At 38.0% G+C, this 23,071-nt stretch carries 17 protein-coding genes and 1 pseudogene; 3 read left to right on the plus strand and 15 right to left on the minus strand.

Annotation, left to right across the window (positions count from 1 at the left end; genetic code table 11):
* Positions 1 to 559: pseudogene (locus FKZ43_RS10135) on the plus strand (DUF1156 domain-containing protein); the annotation flags it as partial.
* A 50-nt stretch (positions 560 to 609) separates the two neighbouring features.
* On the plus strand, positions 610 to 3,123 hold the full coding sequence (locus tag FKZ43_RS10140; protein ID WP_140945780.1) for an ATP-binding protein: 2,514 nt from the start codon (positions 610 to 612) through the stop codon (positions 3,121 to 3,123).
* A gap of 153 nt (positions 3,124 to 3,276) precedes the next feature.
* On the opposite strand, the gene FKZ43_RS10145 is transcribed toward FKZ43_RS10140, so the two are convergent.
* From FKZ43_RS10145 to FKZ43_RS10185, 9 genes are all read right to left on the minus strand, one after another.
* Positions 3,277 to 4,884: a tetratricopeptide repeat protein gene (locus tag FKZ43_RS10145; RefSeq protein ID WP_219916526.1), complete on the minus strand. Its 1,608-nt coding sequence runs from the start codon at positions 4,882 to 4,884 to the stop codon at positions 3,277 to 3,279.
* Positions 4,885 to 4,948: 64 nt separating this feature from the next.
* Positions 4,949 to 6,094 carry a nicotinate phosphoribosyltransferase gene (locus FKZ43_RS10150; RefSeq protein WP_140945782.1) on the minus strand — a complete coding sequence of 382 codons (1,146 nt, stop codon included), beginning with the start codon at positions 6,092 to 6,094 and terminating at the stop codon, positions 4,949 to 4,951.
* A gap of 1 nt (position 6,095) precedes the next feature.
* The gene (locus FKZ43_RS10155; protein ID WP_140945783.1) at positions 6,096 to 7,223 is read right to left on the minus strand and encodes a glycosyltransferase family 4 protein; all 1,128 of its coding nucleotides are present in this window, start codon (positions 7,221 to 7,223) and stop codon (positions 6,096 to 6,098) included.
* Positions 7,207 to 8,391: an O-antigen ligase family protein gene (locus FKZ43_RS10160; RefSeq protein ID WP_140945784.1), complete on the minus strand. Its 1,185-nt coding sequence runs from the start codon at positions 8,389 to 8,391 to the stop codon at positions 7,207 to 7,209. Before FKZ43_RS10160 ends, FKZ43_RS10155 begins: the two co-directional genes overlap by 17 nt.
* 18 nt (positions 8,392 to 8,409) lie before the next feature.
* Entirely contained in the window at positions 8,410 to 10,278 is a 1,869-nt protein-coding gene (locus FKZ43_RS10165) for an ABC transporter ATP-binding protein (protein WP_140945785.1), read from the minus strand.
* Positions 10,247 to 11,026, minus strand: coding sequence for a glycosyltransferase family 2 protein (locus FKZ43_RS10170; protein WP_140945786.1), 780 nt, complete (start codon positions 11,024 to 11,026; stop codon positions 10,247 to 10,249). Before FKZ43_RS10170 ends, FKZ43_RS10165 begins: the two co-directional genes overlap by 32 nt.
* Positions 11,026 to 12,045 (minus strand): TolB-like translocation protein, encoded by a 1,020-nt coding sequence (locus tag FKZ43_RS10175; protein WP_181180340.1) that lies wholly within the window; start codon positions 12,043 to 12,045, stop codon positions 11,026 to 11,028. The genes FKZ43_RS10170 and FKZ43_RS10175 overlap by 1 nt, the downstream gene beginning before the upstream one ends.
* The gene (gene leuS / locus FKZ43_RS10180) at positions 12,032 to 14,521 is read right to left on the minus strand and encodes a leucine--tRNA ligase (RefSeq protein ID WP_140945788.1); all 2,490 of its coding nucleotides are present in this window, start codon (positions 14,519 to 14,521) and stop codon (positions 12,032 to 12,034) included. The genes FKZ43_RS10175 and leuS overlap by 14 nt, the downstream gene beginning before the upstream one ends.
* Before the next feature lie 22 nt (positions 14,522 to 14,543).
* Positions 14,544 to 15,506: a tyrosine-type recombinase/integrase gene (locus FKZ43_RS10185; RefSeq protein ID WP_140945789.1), complete on the minus strand. Its 963-nt coding sequence runs from the start codon at positions 15,504 to 15,506 to the stop codon at positions 14,544 to 14,546.
* A 101-nt stretch (positions 15,507 to 15,607) separates the two neighbouring features.
* Between FKZ43_RS10185 and FKZ43_RS10190 the strand changes: the two genes are divergently transcribed.
* The gene (locus FKZ43_RS10190) at positions 15,608 to 16,495 is read left to right on the plus strand and encodes a cation diffusion facilitator family transporter (protein WP_140945790.1); all 888 of its coding nucleotides are present in this window, start codon (positions 15,608 to 15,610) and stop codon (positions 16,493 to 16,495) included.
* Between the two features lie 57 nt (positions 16,496 to 16,552).
* Here FKZ43_RS10190 and FKZ43_RS10195 read toward each other — a convergent pair whose 3' ends face one another.
* The 6 genes from FKZ43_RS10195 to FKZ43_RS10220 are packed head-to-tail and all read right to left on the minus strand — an operon-like array spanning position 16,553 to position 23,069.
* A complete protein-coding gene (locus FKZ43_RS10195) occupies positions 16,553 to 16,825 on the minus strand; it encodes a hypothetical protein (RefSeq protein ID WP_140945791.1) in 273 nt (90 codons plus the stop codon).
* A 13-nt stretch (positions 16,826 to 16,838) separates the two neighbouring features.
* Complete coding sequence (locus FKZ43_RS10200; RefSeq protein WP_235894749.1) at positions 16,839 to 17,393, minus strand: HNH endonuclease; 555 nt, start codon at positions 17,391 to 17,393, stop codon at positions 16,839 to 16,841.
* Between the two features lie 46 nt (positions 17,394 to 17,439).
* The gene (locus FKZ43_RS10205) at positions 17,440 to 18,234 is read right to left on the minus strand and encodes a DNA-methyltransferase (protein ID WP_140945793.1); all 795 of its coding nucleotides are present in this window, start codon (positions 18,232 to 18,234) and stop codon (positions 17,440 to 17,442) included.
* Between the two features lie 37 nt (positions 18,235 to 18,271).
* Positions 18,272 to 18,664, minus strand: coding sequence for a GIY-YIG nuclease family protein (locus FKZ43_RS10210; RefSeq protein ID WP_140945794.1), 393 nt, complete (start codon positions 18,662 to 18,664; stop codon positions 18,272 to 18,274).
* Positions 18,661 to 22,302: a UvrD-helicase domain-containing protein gene (locus FKZ43_RS10215; RefSeq protein WP_140945795.1), complete on the minus strand. Its 3,642-nt coding sequence runs from the start codon at positions 22,300 to 22,302 to the stop codon at positions 18,661 to 18,663. Before FKZ43_RS10215 ends, FKZ43_RS10210 begins: the two co-directional genes overlap by 4 nt.
* Positions 22,299 to 23,069, minus strand: a complete 771-nt coding sequence (locus FKZ43_RS10220; RefSeq protein ID WP_140945796.1) for a ribonuclease H-like domain-containing protein — start codon at positions 23,067 to 23,069, stop codon at positions 22,299 to 22,301. Before FKZ43_RS10220 ends, FKZ43_RS10215 begins: the two co-directional genes overlap by 4 nt.
* Positions 23,070 to 23,071 lie beyond the last annotated feature (2 nt).

A 23,071-nucleotide genomic window follows, 5' to 3' on the forward strand; every position in this document is an offset into this window, starting at 1 on the left:
TTATGAAGGGAACATAATAAGAGCAGATAAGCTCCTTGAATTTGTCAGGGAAGTTGTCACTGATTATGCAGTTCGGCAGATTTTACACAATGGCATTGCAGGTGAGATTTCCTCACTTACAAGATTTTATCTACTTTGGAGATGGACATTTGGCGAAGCAAAAGTTGAATTTGATGAAGCAAGAAAGCTTGCACAAAGCACAGGAATAGATTTAGCAAAAGAATGGAACAAGGGATTTATAAAAAAAGACAAAGAATTCATAAGAGTTTTAGGACCCCATGAAAGAAACATTAAAGACCTTGAAGGGTCAAATGAGTTAATTGATACCCTTCATTATGTGCTATTACTGTGGAAGGATGGAAGGAAAGAAGAGATGAAAAGAGTTCTCAGGGAAAGTGGTTTTGGCGCTAAGGACACATTTTACAGAGTGGCGCAGGCAATATCTGAAACATTGCCCATTGATAGCAAAGAGAAAAAACTTCTTGATGGTTTTCTCGCCGGTAAAGAAAGGTTGATAGATGAAATAAAAAAAGAAGAAATTCAGAGAAAATTATTTTAGGTGAATTTGCAGAGAAAAAAAACACTTGAAGAACACAAGGAGGAAGAGCGATGAAGCCATTTTCAACGATTGCTATACCTCATAGTGATATCCTTGAAGGTCAGCTCACGATGGATGTTTTCGCAGCTGACCTTTGGCAGGTTTTCAAGGGGGAAGCACCAGAGGAATATCAAAATCCAGGTGTATTTTTCAGAAAAACTTTTCTTACTGCGGGAATTAGAAATCTTCTTGATATTGTCAAGAAGCGACTTGATGGGAAAGGTGGCGACCCTGTTATTCAATTGCAAACTCCATTCGGCGGTGGGAAAACTCACTCTCTAATTGCTCTATACCATAAGGCGAAAGAATGGAAAGTAAATGTAGTTGTCATTGATGGGACAGCACTTGACCCAAAGGATACAACACTTTGGGGAGAGATAGAAAAACAGCTGACCGGCGAGGTCAATTTACTTAAAGGACAAACCGCACCGGGGAGAGAAAAACTTAAAAATCTTCTAAGAAAGAGACAGCCCTTGCTAATTCTTATGGACGAAATTTTACAATACACTACGAAATCAGCGGGAATAAAAGTTGGCTCTTCAAATCTTGCTTCTCAAACGATTGCTTTCATGCAGGAATTAACAGAAACTGTGTCAGTTATTCCCAAATCTATTTTAGTTCTTACTCTACCTTCAAGTTTGATTGAACATTATGATGAGAATGCGGAGAAACTTTTTAAACAGTTGCAAAAAGTTGTAGGAAGAATGGAAAAGGTTTTTACGCCAGTGCGGGATGAAGAGATAGCGGAGGTCATCAGAAGAAGGCTTTTCAATTCAATTAATGAGAGAGAGGCAAGTGAAATTATAGATGAATTTTTGGATTATGCAGAAAAAGAGAGGATTCTACTTGAAGGTGTAGAGAAATCAGTTTACCGAGAAAAGTTCAAAGCGAGTTTTCCCTTCCAGCCGGAGGTTATTGATGTTTTATACAAGCGATGGGGTTCATTCCCAACCTTTCAAAGGACAAGAGGAGTTTTGAGGATACTTGCTCTTGTTGTGCATTCACTTAAAAGTTCTAAAGCACCATTTATCAGATTAGCCGATTTTGACCTCGAAAATGATGATATAAGAAGGGAGCTCATAAAACATATAGGTCAGGAGTTTGACAGCGTAATCGCAGCAGATATCACTTCATATAACTCAGGTGCTAAAAAAGTTGATAAATCTCTTGGTCCTGCCTATTCTTCATATTCTTTTGGAACTAAGGTTGCCACTACAATTTTTATGTATTCTTTCTCTGGTGGTCCAGAAAAAGGTGCAAATGTAAATGAAATAAAATTGTCTTGTTCCGAAGTCAATATACCAAGTAGTATAATTGTTGAAGCGATAGATAAATTGAAAGAGAATCTTTATTACTTATCTGATGAGGGGTTATTTTTCACAAACCAGCCAAATCTTAATCGCATACTTTTGGACAAGATGGAAAATATAGATGAGAAAACGCTTGCCGACGAGGAAGAAAAGCTTTTAACTGAAAATATCAAGAAGAAAGACGCTTATTTTGATGTCTATCTTTACCCAACAAATTCAAAAGATATTCCTGACAATAAAAGCTTGAAACTTATTATTTTGAAAGAATATGAGAAGTGTAAAGATTTTTTTGAAAAATGCGGTGACAAACCAAGGATTTATCGCAATACCATTATCTTCCTGTGTTCATTAGAATCTGAACGAACAAAATTTGAACAATTTTTAAAAAGAAAGCTTGCGTGGCAAAGCATAGAAAAGGATAAGAAACTTCATCTTACAGATGAGCAGAAAGAAAGGTTGAAGAAAGAATTAAAAAGAAGTGATGAAGAGGGAAAACAACAAATAAGAAACCTTTATCGCTGTGTATTTTTGCCCGCGAAAGAGGGACTTAAGGAGATTAATTTAGGAATCGCCACTTACGGAATAGGCAGAACTATTGACGAAGAGATATATGAAACTCTTAAAACCGAAGGAGAACTCTTTGAAAAATTAAATCCCTTGTCCATTGAAGATAAATACCTAAAAGATAAGGACTATGTTGAAACAAAAAACATTCTTGAATCTTTTTACAAGACACCAGGAGAAATAAGAATCACAAATGAAAAAATCCTAAAAGACGCCATAAAAGAAGGTGTAAAGAAAGGGCTATTTGGTTTTGGAAGAATTGAAAAAGAAAAACCTTTATGTGAGTCCTTCAAGGCAGATTGTTCACCTGATTTGAAAGATAATGAAGTGATAATCAAAGCAGAACTATGCGAGAAAATACCTGGTGAAGTTCAAAAAATTAATGATAAAACTGAAGAATACAAAGAAGATGATAAAGATAGTCCTCCCAAAATTCGTCTTATTCATATTAAATTGAAAATTCCCACTGGAAAATTGTCTGATATTGTGCGAATGATTAACAATACCATCAAAAGTAAGTTTGAACAGGTAGATATAAAGATTGAGATATTCGCCCAAGGTGGTGGGATTTTAAAGTCGGAATATGAAGATAAGATAAAAGAAACGATTAAACAGACGGGAGCTGAAATTGAAAGTGAGCAAACCGAATGAGAAAATTTAATCCTCTAGTAGGAATGAAATTGGCAAAGGAGATCAAAAAAACTAATGTAAACTGGAAACTTCTGCTGATACTTCTTCTACCCTTTGGAACAGTGATATTAATAGGACTTATCCTTTTAAAAAAGATAAAAAAGAACAAAAACTCTAAAACCTGAGCTTGACATAAAACCTGAAAAACCTATAATTATAGACGCTTGATCCATACCTTTCATAAAGTCCGTAAATCTCAAAATTTCCAAACCATACCTTGCTGTAAAACCTATAATTTAAAGATGTCGGATATTTCTGATAGTTCGGGCTTCTTGCTACAACAACAGCTCCTGAAGCTCCAATCAAAATCCTCTCCCAAAACCCCTGCTCAATCCCAACCTCACCCCAATATGTTGAAAGATTGCTTGGAGTCCAATACGGGATTGAATTAACATAAATTGAATCAAAGTCCTCAAAGGCGTAAAATCCGGATAACACAACATGTGGATTTTTCTTTGAAAAGATCAAATTGAAATAACTCCCAAATGTCCGTTTGATGTTTCCATCAGAAAAAATTCCGTACTCACTTAAAAAACTGATCCCGAAAACTGGTGTGACTTGATAGTAAGCCGTCAGTGTGAAATCATCAATCAGGATTTTTTGTTCAATTGCCCTTGCGCCTTCTCTGTTTTCACTTCTCTTATAATGAAACTGTGGATAAATTTTGTCAAATAGATTTAAACTCAAAGCGAATCTCCACACTGGGAAGATGCCTCCATCATATCTAAAAACACCACCGCCGAGCTCAAATGAATTCCCGCGCGAAAAATTATACTTAAAATTTAAAACGCCACCATATCCTATTCCACGCCCGGCAACCCTATCGTCTTTCAACTCAACTCGCTCAAAATTAAGAGCAAACTCCCAGAACCTGCTTAAAAATAGTTTAAACTCAAACGGATAAATAACCTTAGTCAATTTGTTTGTGTCGCTTAATCTTTTGAATTCACCTGTAAGATAATCCGAATACTGTAACTCTATTTCATTGATTATTTTAATCGCAACTTGATTTTCAGGTTCAATTTTTAAGAGTTCTTTTGCGTATTCTTGTGCTTTATCCCATTGACCTGAGTAATAAAACAATTGCACTGCAAGCTCAAGAGCGTTTTTATGCAAAGGGAATTTTTTCAAAAATTTTTCAACCTCAAACTTTGCTTCGTCCGTTTTGTTGTTCCACACAAGCAATTGACACAACATCCAATGAAAGCTTAAACTATCGGGGAAGATTTTGACGAGCTTTTTATAAATCGGGATTGCTTTCAGTTGTTGGTCATTCCAAACCAACTGCTGAGCGAATTCAATCATGGTCTCATAGTCAAGCGGGTCAAGTTGAATTATCTTTTCATAAATTGGTATCGCTTTACGTGGTTGATTGTTCCAGACATAGAGTTTAGCAAGCATTTTATAAAAATTGGCGCTATCGGGAAACATCTCAACGAGTTTTTCATAAATTGATATCGCTTCGTTTTGTCTTCCATTCCAAAGATACCATCTGGCAAGGTTTGACAGCACATCATAATTTGAAACTCCATTTTTCAAAAGCATCTCATAGACATTGATGGCACCTTGCACATTCTCCGTCCAAAGGTAAAGCTCGGAAAGTCGCTTTGCTATTTTTTGGTCGTTCGGGGATGATTTAAAAATTTCAAGATAAATTTCTATCGCCTTCTCAATTTGACCGCTTGCGATGAGGGATTCCGCAATGCTTATTTTCTCATCCATCAAATTTTGAGAGAACAACAGGAACGGAATTAATAGGACAAGAAAAATTTTTTGTTTCATTACTTTAAAGTGTTAATTTTTTTAACTGCTCCAAAACATATTTCCTTATCTCCGAAGGTTCAGGTATTTGCTTTAAGACCTTCCCGTTTTCAATCACTGTTTCAAGTAAGGGGACGAAACCCTCTTTGTTAAATTTTTCATTTGCCGGAACGACTAACCTATCACCAGTTTCATTATTGACATAAACCTGTTTTTCACCGGATAATTTTCCCCTTTTCGCTATCGGTTTTCCTTCAATTTCAACTATATCCATTGCGAAATCAAGGACGGGGGCACTGCTGATGGTAGTTCCAACACCGTAAGCATCAACAACTTCATTTAACTGCTTTATCATTTCCTCATCAACGCCACCGCTGACGAAAATTTTTACATTTTTAAATCCCCTTATATCAAGTTCCCATCTGACCTCTTTTAAAATTGCGAGAAAGTTGCCACGCCTTGAGCTCGGTGTATCAAGTCGGACACCGTAAAGTTTTTCACCAAGAGCTTCAGCAACCCGTATCGCTTCAAACTTTTCATCAGTAAATGTATCAATTAAAGCAATCCTCGGAATTTTAGGATCAATGACCTCGTCAAACGCTTTCACTGCCTCAAGCGTATCACCGAACAGGAGGATCATCGCATGTGGCATTGTTCCACTTGGTAAAATTCCAAGAAGTTTTGCTCCAACTGGTGTTGCCACACCATCACACCCACCGATATACGAGCTTCTATCAATCATAGGAGTTATCGCTGGATGCATTCGCCTTGCGCCGAAGTGGACGACAAGTTTATCCCCAGCTGCAAGTTTACATCTTGCTGACTTTGTCGCAATCCCAGATGCCTGACATATCAAACCGAGTATCGCCGTCTCGTAAACAGCAAAATCAAGATACATACCCTCAATCGTCATTACTGGTTCATTCGCTCTGAAAATCGTTCCCTCAGGCATCGCTTTTAAAGTGATCGGCAAACCTTCAAGTAACCTTATAACTTCATCAAGTCCAGCAAAAACACCCCACTGATAATTCCCGGGGAATTTTTTAACAACAAATTCCGCCTTCACATATTTATTTATACCCTTCTCCTTCAAAACTTTAATCGCCCGCTCAAAATATACATCTGTAACCCTGCCGTTCTTTATATCTTCTGGACTTGCTACATTGAACATATCAGTCCCCAGTTTGTTTTTGAGTTAAGAGTTGAAAATAAATCGCCTCAATCTCATCAAAATATCTTTTTATGTTGAACTTCTCACGAGCTGTTTTTGATGCATTTTCGCCGATAGATTTTGAAAGAGAAGGTTCATTCAATAACATTTTAATTTTATCAGCAAGGTCAAAATAATTTCCCTTTTCAAAGAAAACGCCATTTACACCATCCTGAATTATATCAATAAAGCCAGCATTTTTTGATGCAATAATTGGCAAACCCACTGACATCGCCTCAACGAGCGAAAGCCCAAACGCTTCAGCATGCGATGGTGCAACAAATATATCAATTGCGCTTAAAATTTCATGCACATCTTTTCTAAATCCAGCCCATATTACTTTATCCGAAATCCCAAGCTCATCTGCTAACTTTCGCACCTCTTTGAAATATCCCTCCTCCCCAACGGTTGCCCCACCAATGACAAGCAATTTCAAATTATCAAATCCCTCAGCCAAAATTTTAAAAGCTTTGAACAACTCCTCATGCCCTTTCCCCGGACTTATGCGCGAGACAATGCCAATCACAATGTCATCACAAAGCCCTAACTCTCGTCTTATCTTCTCCCTTGCGATATCACTGAATTTGAATCTATCAACATCAATACCCGGATACACTATCCTTATCTTTTCACGATTGATCGGGAGATTTCGTTCAAATCCGTCTGCAACATCTTTTGAAACAGCTATAACAGAATCAACCATATCGTAAACAACCCCATGGAACGGATCTTTTTTTCGCACTCCAATTCCGATTTGCGGGTCAAACAAAATCTTGGGTCTCTTCATCATAGATAAAACCGCAAATGCTACCTTGTTCAAATCACGCGACCTGAAAACATGAATTAAATCAATTTTAAAACTTCTCAAGATTGATCGCAACTTAAAGAAAGATTGAATATACCCACTAGTGATGTTAAATAGAGTGAACCTGTTTTGTGCTTCACGATATACTCTTCCATCAAAACTACAAGCGAGTAAAACATTATGCCCTCTTCTTTTCATCTCTTCGCCAAGGCGTATGACATTCATCTCAAGTCCTCCCCAGCTTGGCGAGGATGTGACATATAAAAGATTAAGCTGGCGTCCCATCAACCTCAGCGCACGATTTATTTACGGAATACGCAAGCCCAATTATAAACCAAAAAAATGTCATAATCTCTGCGTCCCCAAAACTCCATTCAAACATACCACTCACATGAAATGCGAAAAAAGAACCAATCCCAGCTAAAACAACATCTCTAAAAAAAGGAACATGTGCAAACTTTTTATATAAAATGACCAAGTCAAAAAGAATTTTAATGAAAAGTCCAACTACGACGACAAATCCGATAATCCCGAAAAGCACAAGCCACATTACAAAATTATTGTGCAAATGTCCATGCCTTTCATCTGGTGCCGGGTTCGGTCTAAACCTTATGTAAATTTTATAAAGGTCAATATCGCCGTAACCGAGCAACGGTCTATGAGCAAACATCCTCAATCCCGTCTTCCACATCATATATCTTGCAACCGTTGTCTCGGACCTTGTAACCTCTGAAATATGGGCATATTTATATTTCAGGGGGAAATAGAGGTAAAAAACAAGCGCTAGGAAAATCCAACCAGGTAAAAAGTATCTATATCTTAATGCAACTATGATAAACAATCCAACTAAAAAACCTAACCAGGCACTTCGGACAAATGTCAAAAGAAAAGTTAAATACACAGGTGCTATAAGCAAAAGAACAAGAGCACGGTTTTTAAAACTTATCTCCCTATCAAGATAGAGAGGAAAGAGAAGAAGCAGAGTCAACATTTTCAACTCGCCCGATGTCATTGAAATTTGAAAAATACCAAGCCAAATCACATCCGGTCTGAGATAATAAACGATTATCTCAATAACCGAGACAAGCGCAGAAATAAACCCGATCAAAATTAAAGTGTTTTGAACCCTTTTAACATCTTTGAAAGCGGATAAACTCATATAAAAAACCGCAATGAGCAAAACCCTCCTTGCGTGTATAAATGCCTCGGTCTTATAATCGGAAAAAACCGCACTCAAAAGCTCAACCAAAACAAAGGCGATGAAGAACACATCAAGCGTCGTCTTTAAACTTTTAAGCTCGTGGGGATTTGATGCGATTTTTAAAATGAAGAACAAACCAGCGAGTGCAAACGAAATTGAAGAAACAGCAATTGAAAAAAAGACACTGGCAACTTGAAGAACAAGAAAGATATAAATTAACAAATCGTAATTTACCGCTTTACCAATTTTCAAATTCAGCCATAATTTATTTTAAATGTTAAACTGCATCTCATAGAGCTTCTTGTAAAGCCCGTCTTGATGTATAAGCTCTTCATGTTTGCCCTCTTGAACTATTCTTCCGTTGTCAACGACAATTATCCTATCTGCGTTCCTGATCGTTGAAAGGCGATGGGCAATCACAAAAACGGTTCTATTTTGCATCAATCTTTCAATCGCCTCCTGGACGAGTATTTCAGATTCAGCGTCAAGATTACTCGTGGCTTCATCAAGTATCAAAATCGGCGGGTTTTTAAGAAGTGCCCGCGCAATTGAAATCCTTTGCCTTTGACCCCCTGACAATTTCATCCCACGCTCCCCTATAACAGTATCATAACCATCAGGAAGTTGCATTATAAAGTCATGAGCGTTTGCTGCCCTTGCTGCTTCAATTATCCTCTCAATTGGACAATCCTCAAGACCATAAGCGATGTTATTTCTGATGGTGTCATTGAATAAAATCGTCTCCTGTGTGACAATTCCAATTTTATCACGAAGCGATTTTATCTTTATCATGCGAAGGTCAATCCCATCAATTAAAATCCTTCCCTCAGTTGGGTCGTAAAACCTTGGTATCAAGTCAACAAGGGTTGACTTCCCGGCACCGCTTGGACCAACTATCGCAAGTATTTCACCTTTTTTAACTTTCAAATTTATCCCTTTCAAGATAAAATCACCATTCCTTGATCCATTGTAGGAAAACCAAACATTTTCAAAAACAATCTCATCTTTAAACTCCTTCAATTCAATCGCATTTGGCGCCTCTTTTATATCTGGCTCAATGTCAAGTATTTCAAAGACACGCTTAGCAGCGGAGGTTGATTCTTGAATTCTATTGTTTACACTCGTCAGTTCCTTAACGGGTGGCATTATTTGAAAAATTGCTATGAGGAATGTTAAAAATTCACTTGCCCTCATGGTTTCAAGTTCAAGCACCTGCATCCCCCCATACCATATTATCACAACGCCTGCAACCACGCTTAAAAATTCAGTTATAGGGCTTGCAAGGTTCCTTATCCTTGTGATTTTAAGAAGTGATTTGAAATAACGCCAAGTTTGCGCTTGGAACTTTTTATTCTCAAATTCCTCCATCCCAAACGCCTTTACAACTTTAACCCCGCTGATAGTTTCCTGAAGAACAGAAGTTATATCAGCCATCCTTTCCTGCGAGATACGACTTTCCTTGTGAAGTCGTAACCCAAGCTTACTTATAAAGTAAAGCGCAAAAGGCAAAACAAGCAAAGATATCAATGTCAAACGCCAATTTATTGAAATAGCTATCATCAAAAACACAACTATCAAAAGTGGCTCACGAATAAGATTTAAAAATGTAGCCGAAATCCCAGTGTTTATTATATTCACATCATTCGTTATCCTTGAAATCAAACTTCCCGTCCTTTCAGATGTGAAATATCCAAGCGATAATGTGTGCAAATGTCTATAAACTTCATTTCGTATATCTTTAACCAAACCCTGTTCAACATAAGCCATAAAATACGCTTGAAGATAACCGGATATATTCTTCAAAAAGAATGCGATTATTATGACAAGGCAAATCTTTATCAGCGCCTCTGAATGCGTCCCAGAAAAAACATATTTGAACAAAAAACTAAAAAATGTGTTTTTTAAATCCGAAAGAAAACCAGATGAACTCCCAAGCTTACTCAAAGCTGAAATATAATCTTGGGAGAAAAGCGTTTCAAGTAATGGTATGGCAAGATAAATTGAAACACCACTGAAAATTGAAAATAAAATCGTGAAGAAAACCGAAAGCGCAAGCTGTTTCAAATAAGGTCGCACATACTTCAAAATCCTCAAAAATGTCCAGTAACTACTTTCCTTTCTCGTCTTTAGACCTAACATTTTGGATCTCCCAGATCTTCATATATGTTTGTAAATTCGTCATCGCATGGTTTAAAGACACCATCAAACCATAAACGCCATCCCTGAAACCAGCTTTTAAAACATAATGGCTCAAAAAAGCAGCAAGTGGATGCAAAATTAAATCAATTCCCGTTACCTTTTTTCTCTTTGACTTTTCCTCTGCGCTTAAACTTGAATACTCATTTATTTTCGCAAATGTTTCCTTTAAATTCATATGCGTAAAATGAATTATATCACCTTTCAGATACCCAACTTTGCCATCTACAACGAAGCCCTCATGGACTTTTCTTTGCGTAACCCTTGCTTTTCCTTTTTTAAAAAGACGCAACTGATAATTCGGATACCAACCGCACGATTTTATCCATTTCCCAAGAAAAAAATTTCTCCTCGGTATATAAAAGCCGTCAATTTCTGTCTCGCTCTCAAGCACTTTTAAAATCTCGTCTTTCAATTCCGGTGAAACCCTTTCATCTGCGTCTAAACTCAAAATCCAATCGCAGCTAGCTTGCTCTATCGCAAACTGTTTTTGAGGTGCATAACCCTCCCATTTCCTTATGAAAACCTTATCGGTATATTTTTTCGCTATCTCTACGGTCCTATCGGTGCTCTCTGAATCAACAACTATTATCTCATCTGCCCATTTAACACTCTCAAGACAATCACCGATCCTTTTCTCCTCATTTCCAGCTATTATCGCAACAGACAATGTTTTCCTTTTCGCGCTCATCAAGCACTGAAACCAATAATTTTAGGTATTGAGGACACACCATCAGGATAATCGTCATCGGTCAACCTTTTCATACTTTGCTGATAAAGGTCGTAAAGATAAATCTCAGATTTGTTTTCAAACCCCTTATCAAAAATAATTTGTGTGCCATTTATAAATCTGAAATTAAAAAGCCCACTGCCCGAGCTTATTTTATATAAATTTCGCCTTGAGGTATCAAAATAATAAATCTCACCCGTCTTAACATTTGGCTCTTCAACCGCCTCAGGAGTTATATTGACGATACTGAAGACGAGATAAACTCCATCAGAGCTCCACTCAAGTTGGGATATCTTCCATCTCGTCTCAAAAATTTCAAATCTATTACCCTCTCCAACAAGATAAATTTTTCTAACACCAATTATTGAGTCCTCCTTTATCTCAACGCTATATCTTCCATCTGAAGAAGAAAGTTTAACATCGGGGAAATCCTCCGGAAACTCCCCTTTCCTCCAGTCATATTCCTTACTTTTTGTATAAAGCAATTCGCCATCCTGAGCAAAACCATAAATTTCAAGCTTAAAATTCTCACCCGTCTGATACCCACCGCTTATTCTGTAAACTTCAACAGTGTCAATATTCAGCCATCTAATTTCAACGCTCCATGAGTCATCAAATGCTTTCAACATAGCGACTTCCCCGGTGCCGACATCAAAAAGATATATCTTCGGTTTCTTTATCAAGTGAAATCCAGCGCCAACCGTTCCTTCAAATTCAGCTGTTTTAAAAATCGCAACATCACCTGATGGGGAAAATTTCAACTCATAAACCGCACCAAATGAATCAGGAAGAACTTTTTCAATTTTATGATCCACCAAATTCAACCTATAAATAGATTGAATTGAATCCCTTTGCGATAAAAAATAAATGTAAGAATCCGATGAACTCTGAGCAACGATCGGAACCCTTTGAACTTTACCTTTACAACCTAAGACAATTGAAATTGAGACCAAAAAGATGAAGAGATTAATTATCTTCACAAGCGATGCTGACGAGTTTATTCTTAACCACGACAATTTTTGATATTTTCTTGCCACTGACATATTTTTGAACGCTTGCGTCGCTTAAAACTATGTTTTTCAGCGTCTCATCGTCAAGGTCTATCGGGACTTTTATCCTTGCCCTAACCTTTCCATTCACTTGGGCGACTATCGTAACCTCCTCATCTACAAGAGCTTTTTCATCTGGCTCAACCCATTTACTTCCAACAAACAAACTTTCACCCTCACCTGAAATTTCCCAAAGCTCCTCAGCAAGATGAGGCGCAAGAGGTCCAAGCATTATGATAAATCTCTTCACACAGTGAACAAAAACTTCTTTCGTTAAGTCATCATAGAGATTCTCATTAAATTCGGAGAGCAAGTTGAAAAGTTCCATCAAAGAAGCTATCGCGGTGTTGAAGTTAAAGGTGTCAATGTCAGTGGTGACCTTCCTTATCGTCTTATGCGTTTTCCTGTAAATCGCCTTCGCATAATCGCCGAGACCGTCAATAGCATATCTATCCTTCGGCTTAAAACTTCTTAAAACCTCCTTATTTTCAAGAATAAAATTATAAACTCTGTTAACGAAACGCCACATCCCATTTATTCCCTCATCGCTCCAATCACCACCCTCATCATATCTTCCCATAAACATAAGATACAACCTAAAAACATCCGAACCATACCTACCGACGAAATCATCCGGGTTCACAACATTCCCTTTGCTTTTTGACATCTTTGCGCCCTTGTTTGTAATAGTTCCTTGATGGTATAAGCTTATAAACGGCTCATCAAATTCTAAATGACCTGCATCTCTTAATGCCTTCGTAATAAATCTTGCGTAAAGCAAGTGCATAGTTGCGTGTTCAGCTCCACCAACATATTTATCAACAGGACACCATATCTTGACAAGTTCTTTATCAAAAGGAGCAGTGTCAAGGTGAGGCGAAAGATAACGCAGATAATACCACGATGAATCAACAAATGTATCCATCGTGTCCGGGTCTCTCTTTGCCGGGGCTCCGCACTTTGGGCAGGTTGTGTTTATGAATTCCTCACATCTTGCAAGTGGCGATTCACCCGTCGGCTTAAAGTCAACATTGTATGGTAAAAGAACAGGAAGTTGTTCCTCCGGGACAGGGACTTCCCCGCATTTTTCACAATAAACAATCGGTATCGGTGCACCCCAATACCTTTGCCTTGAAATCAACCAATCACGCAAACGATACTTAACAGACCTTCTGGCAACTCCCTCACTTGCAAGGTCATCAACAATTTTATCCCACGCCTCTTCGGAACTCATCCCGTTATATTTCCCAGAGTTTATCATAATCCCTGGTTCAACATACGCTGACTCAAGCTCATCTTCTGGTCTCGTCCCTGGTTGAAGGATAACTTTCCTTATCGGTAGCCCGAACTTTTTTGCAAATTCAAAGTCCCTCTCGTCATGAGCTGGAACACCCATAACTGCCCCCGTCCCATAATGAATAAGAACATAATCAGCAATCCAAATAGGTACCTTCTCCTTTGTCGCAGGATTTATCGCATATGAACCGGTGAAAACACCCGTTTTTTCTTTTTCCGTTGAAGTTCGCTCTATTTCCGTCTCATGGGCGACAAAATCAAGATAAGCTTGAACTTGTTCTCTATACTCTGGCTTCGTGACCTTTTCAACAAGCGGATGTTCAGGGGCAAGAACAACATAAGTTGCACCATAAATCGTATCCGGTCTTGTTGTGAAAACCGTAAATTTATCACCAGTGTCAGCAACCTCAAAATCAATTTCAGCTCCAACGCTTTTCCCAATCCAATTCCTTTGCATAGTCTTTGTCTTCTCTGGCCAATCAAGCTTATCAAGGTCATTTAGAAGTTCCTCCGCATACTTCGTTATTCTAAAAAACCATTGCGTCAAAAATCTCCTAACGACAGGTGTTCCACACCTTTCACAAGCCCCGTCAATAACTTGTTCATTAGCAAGAACAGTATTGCAACTTGGACACCAATTTACAGGTCCTGGAGCCTTATAAGCAAGTCCCATCTTGTAAAGTTGAAGGAAAACCCATTGCGTCCATTTGTAATACTCTGGTTTTGATGTATCTATCTCATAATCCCAGTCATACATTGCCCCGATTTGCTTCAATTGTTGACGAATTACATTTATATTTTGCTGTGTGCTGTCCTGCGGGTGAATGCCCGTTTTTATCGCATAATTTTCCGCTGGCAACCCAAAAGCGTCATAACCGATTGGCTCAAAAACATCCCAACCTTGCATTCGTTTCAAACGAGCCCAAGTATCAGTCGGACCATAATTATACCAATGACCGATGTGAAGTTTGTCCGCGGATGGATAAAGAAACATAACAAGACAATAAAGTTTACGCTTCGGATTATGTAAATCAACCTTGTAAATTTTTTTCTCCTCCCAATAATTTCTCCATTTTTCCTCAATTTCTTTAAATGGATATCTAACCTGCATCTCAATGTCAAGAAATTTATTTTTAAAGCAAAGGCAATTGAATTGCACCCTGTTTCTGCGGTGGCTTCCCGAGCTTTCCCTTTTGCCTAAAGTAAATCATCGCCGTCTCTATGCTCCCAAGACGCAACCTCTTCTTCAACTCCTCTGGTGTAGCACCGTTTTCAACCATTATCATAGCCGCTGTATGTTTCAAAGAATAAGGCGTCAAACGTCTCTTCCTCCCTTTTTTAACCCCAGACTTCTCCAAATACTCGCTTATAATTATCCTTATCCCCTTGTTCGTCAAACGCTCACCCATATTCTTCGGACCCAAACTTACAAACATCGGCTGTGATGGTTCAACCGCCTGACGCTTACTCCTTACCGCAAAATAATCATGAAGTGCCTTTACAACATCATCCGGGACGGGAACAACTTCATCTTTAACATCCTTTCCTTTGCCTTGGACATAAATTATATACTGATTGTTGACGACTTTCAAATCGCCGACATCTGCATTTGACAATTCAAGTTCGCTCATCCCACAGCCAAGCATCATCTTCATCATGGCATAGTCCCTGTATCCAGCTTCATCCTTTCTCTCAACGCTTGATAAAAGCATATCAATCTCTTCCCAAGTTAAAAATTCCCTGCTGTGACTGCTCGGGCGCTTGTTCCCGGGGATTCTCTTCGCTGGATTTTTCTCAATCACTCCAACCGCTTTTAAATACTCACAGAACCTGCGCAACGCCGTCAAATAAGTTGATACAGAAACGGGGGAAAGCTTCTTCGTGTGCGTCAAATAATCGCGATATCTTTGAACATCTTCAACGAGAAAACGAAATTTCTTATCAATTGAAAACCACCTCAAAAATTCCCTAAGCGCCCTCGTATATGTCCCTTTCGTGTCTTCCCTTTTATTTGAAAGCTCCTGCGTAAAATTCTCAAAATGCTTGCTCAACTCCTCAAAACTCATAACAACTGGCTTGAAATCATCCCTTATCATAGCTGGCGCGGAAGTTGAATTATTTTTTAAAAATTTACAAATTGAATAAAAGATTTGCAAGTGAAAATCCAACCAGTATACGAAATAAAAAATAAAACGAAATGCGTGAAAAATTCAAAAACAAGTTAAAACTCGTCCTTACACTATTAGTCACCTTTTTCATTGTTGAACTTGTTGCGGGCTTTTTGACAAATAGCTTGGCTCTTATCTCCGACGCCGGACATATGCTCACGGATATTTTTGCCATCTCGGTCAGCATACTCGGCTTCAAAATCGCTGAAAACAAAGCAACGGACAAAAAAACATACGGATTTTATAGAGCCGAAATAATCGCAGCCTTTATAAATGGCATCCTTTTAATACTAATCTCAGGATATATCTTGATTGAGGCGGTTGAACGCATAAAAAACCCACCCATAGTTAAAGGTCTTGAAATGTTAACGGTCGCCTTAATGGGACTTATTGTTAATATCATTGCTGGGATGATCCTATTTAGCGACAGAAAAAAGAACTTAAATATGCGCTCGGCATACCTGCATGCTTTATCAGATGCACTTGGCTCAATCGGCGCAACCACAGCAGGCGTTGTAATCCTTACGACGAAATGGTTTTACGCCGATATAATTGCAAGTTTATTGATAAGCGGGATAATAGCATACAATTCAATAAGATTACTCAAAGAATCCGTTAACATACTTATGGAAGGAGTTCCCTCTGATGTCAACGCTGAAACAATAAAAAAACTACTACTTGAAATCCCGGATATAATATCGGTTCACGACTTACATATATGGACACTTGCGAGTGGGAAAAACCTATTGACCGTTCATGTCGGGGTTAAAGGCGAAATTGACAGACAAAAATTAAGAAGATTGATAAACGAGATTGAAAACACGATAAAGGAAAACTCAAACATTGAACATATCACCGTGCAAATAGAACCCCTAACATTTGACGCAGAACTGATAGTGGGAAATTTTAAAAGGTGAAAAAATCAAACCAGTAAATCTTTTAAAGCATCAAGTAACTTATCTATCGTCTTGACTTTACCGCTTTCTTCTTTTATGCGTCCTTTTGCGATCACTACGGATGTTTTGCTTTTCCTTCACTCTTTTTATTCTATCCCTTATCCAATCCCAGTCATGATCAACGCTAAAGAAACATTTGAAGTTATCTTTTAACCACTCGTAATAGTCATCCCAGAGATACTGATAAAAAGCTTCTACTAAATCGTCAAAATCAATGTCTTTGGGGATTTCAATTTCATATTCTTCAAGTTTCTCTTCAAGAAACCATCTCACAATCCCCTTATCAAACATGCCTGTTTCTCCTTTATTTATCTGGTCTTTTTATATGATGGTTAATTTTATATTTGTCATAAACATCAAGTATTTCTTTGCAAAATTTTTCCATACGCTTATCGCCCTTAACTTTCGCTTCTTCATAAAGCCGAATTATAAATCTTTTACCAAACTCCGTTTGAGAATATGTTTTTTTAAGATAATTGTGCTCTGAACAGAGCGTTTGACCGTTATCCACAGTATTTGTGCCTCCATTCTGAATAGGAACTTTATGATCAGCGTGAATTTCAACCCCATCTTCTCTACCCCTACCACAAACAACACATCTGTAATTATCTCTTTTAAAAATCTGTTCTTTTACATCCGATGGAAATTCGTGTAATTCTCTATATTGTGCAAGATCAGGATCATACCTGTAAACACCCTTTTTAACTTTTATTAATAATCCTTGCTGATATAATTTGCGTATCTGCCTCCAAGTGTCTCTCGGTTTCTTTTTATATAGTTCCTTATATTTTTCCTCAACATAATCAACAACAGGACCGTGAGGCAAATCTTCTTTAGGATGTTTAAAAAAGTATTCCATAATTAAATCAGAAATTGTGACTCTTCCCCTGCTCATAATGATTCTATCATTTAATTATATCAAAGGTTGGCTGATTGACTTTTGCTTCACTTATTAATCTTTGCTTGGCTATCTCACAATAATTTTTATCTATTTCAACGCCTATCCCTTTCCTTCCAAGCTTTGCACACGCTACAAGGGTTGTCCCACTTCCAAGAAAAGGGTCAAGTATAACATCACCAACAAATGAAAATAACTTTATACATCTTTTAGGAAGCTCCAACGGAAAAGGAGCTGGGTGACCAACTCTTTTTTTGCTCTCTCCTGGGAAATTCCAAATACCGCTTGTCCATTCCATAAATTCTTTTTTGCTTATGTCTGATTTCCCACTTTTGCCCCTGTGCCATTCCTTCTTATAGAGAACCGCTATAACTTCAACAGGAGCTATAACATATGGAGCACTCGCACTTAACCATGAACCCCAAGCAGTTCTACGAGAAATATTGCCCTCGTTCCAAATTATTGTTGAACTATATTTCCAACCTACTTTTTTAGCTATCGTTATAATATCAGCATAAACGCTTTGTTGTCCTCCTTTATTCTTGTCCAATGGAATGTTCAAACATAATCTACCACCGTGTTTACTTAAAATATACGCCTTCTCCAACCAGTTTGCAGTAAATTCAAGATATTCATCATACGGTATGTCATCCTTAAAAGAATTGTACCTTACATCAACATTATAAGGCGGTGATGTCACTATAAGGTTAATTGTTTCGGGCTCAATCAGCTCGGTTTTTAAAAAATCATCATTAATTATCAAAATATCACCATTCAAAGCCGAAAAATAAATCTTTGTCATAATCACCTCATTACTTTTTTCTAATTTCTCAAAAATTTCACAAAAACACAACAAAATCCCTTGAAACTACATCCTCAAACTTCTTCATATCCTCAACATAAAACAAATGACCCAAACAATCACAATCAGAACTGCCAAAACCCCGCACAACTCTAAATCCAGCATCCAAAAAATTTTTTACAACTCTATGCTCAATCTCAGCATCAGTAGAAAAAACATTTATCACATCACAACCATCTACAGATAAAAGATAATCAATGTGCCAAAATAACTTTTTCTCCCGACTTAAATGCCTCTTAACTCTTCTATCAACCCCAAACTTTGCAGAACCAACATAAACATAAAAGCCAGCGAAAAAATCAATCAACCCAAGTCGCCCAACTTTTATCCGCCTGTTTTCAGAAAGATAAATCAACAAAAGATAGGTCATAGCTCCCTACCGATACACCTTCCATTTACAAAATAGCCACATATCTTGCAATGCTCCTTGAAATCAGACGATATTGAAGAACGCACATCAAGGTCTATTCTCTTTATCTGCGAAATCATATCCTCAATCTTAACCTTAAACTCTTCAAGCGTCTCATAAGTGTGCAAAACCTCAATTGGTAAATCAGGAAATTTCGTGAACAAAATATAAGAGCGAAAACTTTTCTGATGCGGATAAATTCTACTGAGAAGATAAGCATAAACTCCAAGTTGAACCTCATACTCAACACGCTTCCTCTGAATCTCCTCAACGCTCACATCATCCGTCTTAAAATCAACTATCTCCCATTGACCGTCAACTTTATACAACCTATCAATTCGACCCATAAGATAACTATCACCAAACTTCATGCTTATCCCATACTCACTGTGATGTTCGTCTGCAGAGAAAATCCTTCGCCCAAAATCTGAACTCAAGACCCTTTTAACCTCATCAAAGACGAACTCCTCAAGCACTTTTGATTTCTTCTCACTTGAAATTCCATTCTGATATATAACCGAACGCACCAATTCAATCAATCTATCGTCATCAATCCCAACTTTTAATTTCTCAAGCACTTGATGCACGATTCTACCCTTAACAGTTCCAACTATCTCATCTTTAAAGTCGTCCTCATAAGGCGGTGCTGTTATATCTTCAAACTCCTCATCAAAGACAAATTCTCGCTTTGGTTCAGGCAAACCGAGCCGGAACTTTAAATAAAACTTCATCGGACAAAGAGCAAAAGTTTGAAGTTGCGTTGCACTGAAAAATTCACCATACGGTTTTGATTCAAGCGGTTTTATAAAGATTTTCCCCTCATCAATCCCAACATCAATCTTAACCTCTGGAGAATAAACAACATCCTCAACAAAATCGCGCCCATGTCTAAAAATTTTAACCTTCACGCTATAATCCTGCAGTTCAACCCCACCTTTAAACATCAATTTCGTCTTAACTTCAAAATCATTGATTATATCCTCTTTACCTTTTATGTCAAGTGCATTCAAAATCCAATTCAAGTATGTTTCTTTATTCCCTTCACCATAAACCCCAGAAAGAATCAAAATATCCCTCGCCCTTGTCATCCCCACATAAAGAACTCTTTTCTCTTCAGCAATTTCTTTATGTTCCCTGATTAAGCGATGGACAACGCTTATCGGCAAATCTTTCACCTCTTCATAATTAAAACCAATCCCATAATCCACATCAAAGTTAAAATTCCTTCCTTTCTTTTTCTTGACCTCTTCCCCGAGGAAAGGCAAAACGACAACTGGAAACTCAAGCCCTTTAGCAGCGTGGATCGTCATTATCTGAACCGCATCAATTCCAGGCTCAACACTCGCCTGACCCTCACGAAAATATTCCCCGGAAAGAACTCTTAACTGTTCAACGAAATCATAAAGATTATTTAAACCCCTTGATTCAAACCCGCGTGCAACTTCAATGAGCTTTTGAACATTTGCGACTATCTGTTCCCCGCGCCTCATGGGAAGGACAGAACCATTGTAAGATGTATTCAAAATTATCCTTTGGATTAAAGACGGGATTGACACTTTATTTGCAACTTTTAAATCTTCCTCAAGCAAATTTACCGCCCTTTTAAGTCCCTCGGACGGCAACGGGTCATCAACTCGGGTAGCGAAACTTCTCACCTTATCCCAAAAACTTTCACCTCTACCATAAACCGAAATCCTAAAAATTTCAATATCGCTTATCCCAAAAAATGGCGATCGCAAAATCCCAACCAAAGCAACATCATCATTAGTGTTAACAAGGAACTTCAAATAATTTATAAAATCGTAAATCTCCTGCGTTTGATAAAAACCAATCCCGCTTGAAACAATGTAAGGTATGCCAAGCTCAATAAAAGCACTCTCAATCGGTTTCAAAATGTTCCTATTCCTTATCAAAACAGCAATATCCCTCGGCTTTATCCCTTGTTTCACACCATCTTTATAAACATAAGCACTTTCATCTTGAAGCAATGCGAGAATCCTTTTTGCGACGAACCTCGCTTCTTTAAGTCGCTCTTCATCCCCTTTCTCGTCCTCATCCTTAACCAATAGAATCTCAACTCTGCCGTCATCATCTATATCCCTGCCGACAACGATCGGGCTATATGAGACCTCATATATGCTTATCCTTTCACCCATAATTTTCTCAAAAACGACATTGACAAAACCAGCTATCCCCCTCAAAAGACGAAAACTTTCATCAAGCATTATCTTTTCACCATCGCCACTCAAACAAATCTCGTTCGCCGTGATGTCAAATACCTCAACATTTGAACCCCTAAAACCGTATATACTTTGTTTCTCATCACCCACGACGAAAAGTCTCGTCTTACCCGAAAAATCACCTATCAACTTTTTAACAATCTCATACTGTAAATAATTCGTATCTTGATACTCATCAATCATAATATACCTAAACCTTCGCGCAAGCTCATCTTGAACCTCTGGGACATCAAGGAGCTTGCTGACCTTCAACTGTAAATCCTCAAAATCAAGGTAACCGTTCATAATTTTAAAATTCTCATACTCATCGTTAATCTCATCATAAAGCAAAAGCAACAAACGAGCATACTCAACATATTGCCTGTGATCATCTAAATACGAATCAAATGTATCAAGTTTCAAATCCTTTATATCCCAAAAAACTTTCCTGACAAGCTCAATCTCCTTATAAATTTGCCTTTGAACTTGTCCAGGTTTTCTCTCAATCTCCTTTTTAAGCTTGCTTGAAACTTCACCCTTAGCAGTGAAAATATCATCCATAAATTTGCAAAAATATCTATAAGCCCCGCTGACATCACCACTTTGAAGCGAACTTTCAAATTGACCAGCAATTATCGCCTTTTCATCTCCAGCGAATATATGACCCACAAGCCCCCTCAAGACTTTAACCATTTGACTCCCCTTAAAAACATCTTCAACATATTTGAAAATTTTGCTCCGCCAGTATGAAATTATCTCATCATCACCTTTTGAATAAATATCCCGTTTTATCTTCTCAATTATCTCGCGCGACGAGATCATATCTTCAACCAAAGAATAAAAAGCGCCTATTTTGAGCTTTTTAACTATCTCAAAAAGTTTCTTCGCCTTTTCGTCCTCTCTTTTGAAAACATCCTTGATTTTCCTTTCAATGATTAAACCTATCGCTTGATTTCTTTCAGCCCCTTCAAGTATCTCAAAGTTAGCATCAACCCCAGCGGTGACGGCAAACTCGCGCAAAATCCTCGCACAGAAAGAATGAATTGTCCCAACTATAGCAGAAGGCATCGCATCCCTTACCTCTTCAAGCTTTTTTAGCTCTGTCCATCTCCTTTCAGCTCTTGCGTTTTCAATCCTACGCTCAATTGCCAAAGTCACCCTCTCTTTCAACTCGCTTGCTGCTTTCTCAGTAAAAGTGATCACAACAACACTTTTAACCGCATCCGCTATTTTCTCAAGCGAAAACCCTTTGACTATATCATCAAGAACACGAATATATTTCTCAATCAAAACCGTCGTCTTCCCCGAACCAGCATTCGCAGTAATGGATAAATGTTTCTGCGACGCTAAAACCTTTTCCTGATTTCGCGTTAAGTTCATAATCCCCTTTCATTCGCTATATTTCTTGGATTCAAAAATTGTTCCCACCTAAAAAATAACTCCGCCTCGGCTATCAAATCATACATACAATACTGCGCTATATCCCTGAACTTGCCCTCGCTGAAAAGTCTATTTATATCATGCCCAGTTATCCCGTGCGACTTTGGACTTTCTATCCCGAAAACCTTGCAATAAAAATCAAGTGAAAACTTCCTCATCATCCCAAAAAATGTAAACTCATCAAGCAAATCAATATGTGGCTCTCGCCTCAACCTGTTATATTCCATCAAATCACGACTCGGCTTTATACCAAGTATCGCAGACCTCAACATCAAAAATGGACAATCAAAACCTCTCCCGTTAAAAGTTATAAAAATCTCAAACCTTGAAATATACTCCCAAAACCTTTCAATTATCTCCTTCTCCGTTCCAGGAATAAATTTCACCTTCACCTTATCCTTTCTTGAGTTCTCAGAAGCATAGATGTTCAATATCTTCTCAATCTCAATCTCCCAAGTTTCAACCTCGTCAGATTGATAAAGCACAACCCCTTGCGATGAATCCACATTCAACATCCCTATCGCCACAACTTGCGCCGTCAACGGATAGAGATTTAATCTCTCTATTACCTTTGCCCTCTCCCTTTCCCTTCTTTCCTCCGTTTCCTCCTCCTCAACAAACTTCATCAAATACTCATACTGTGCCTCATCAAAATCCTCAATTGGAAATCCTGATGTCTCAATATCAAAAATGACCCGACTTTTCATAT

The sequence above is a fragment of the Candidatus Thermokryptus mobilis genome, from assembly GCF_900070205.1.
In the GTDB taxonomy this organism is placed as follows: domain Bacteria; phylum Bacteroidota; class Ignavibacteria; order Kryptoniales; family Kryptoniaceae; genus Kryptonium; species Kryptonium mobile.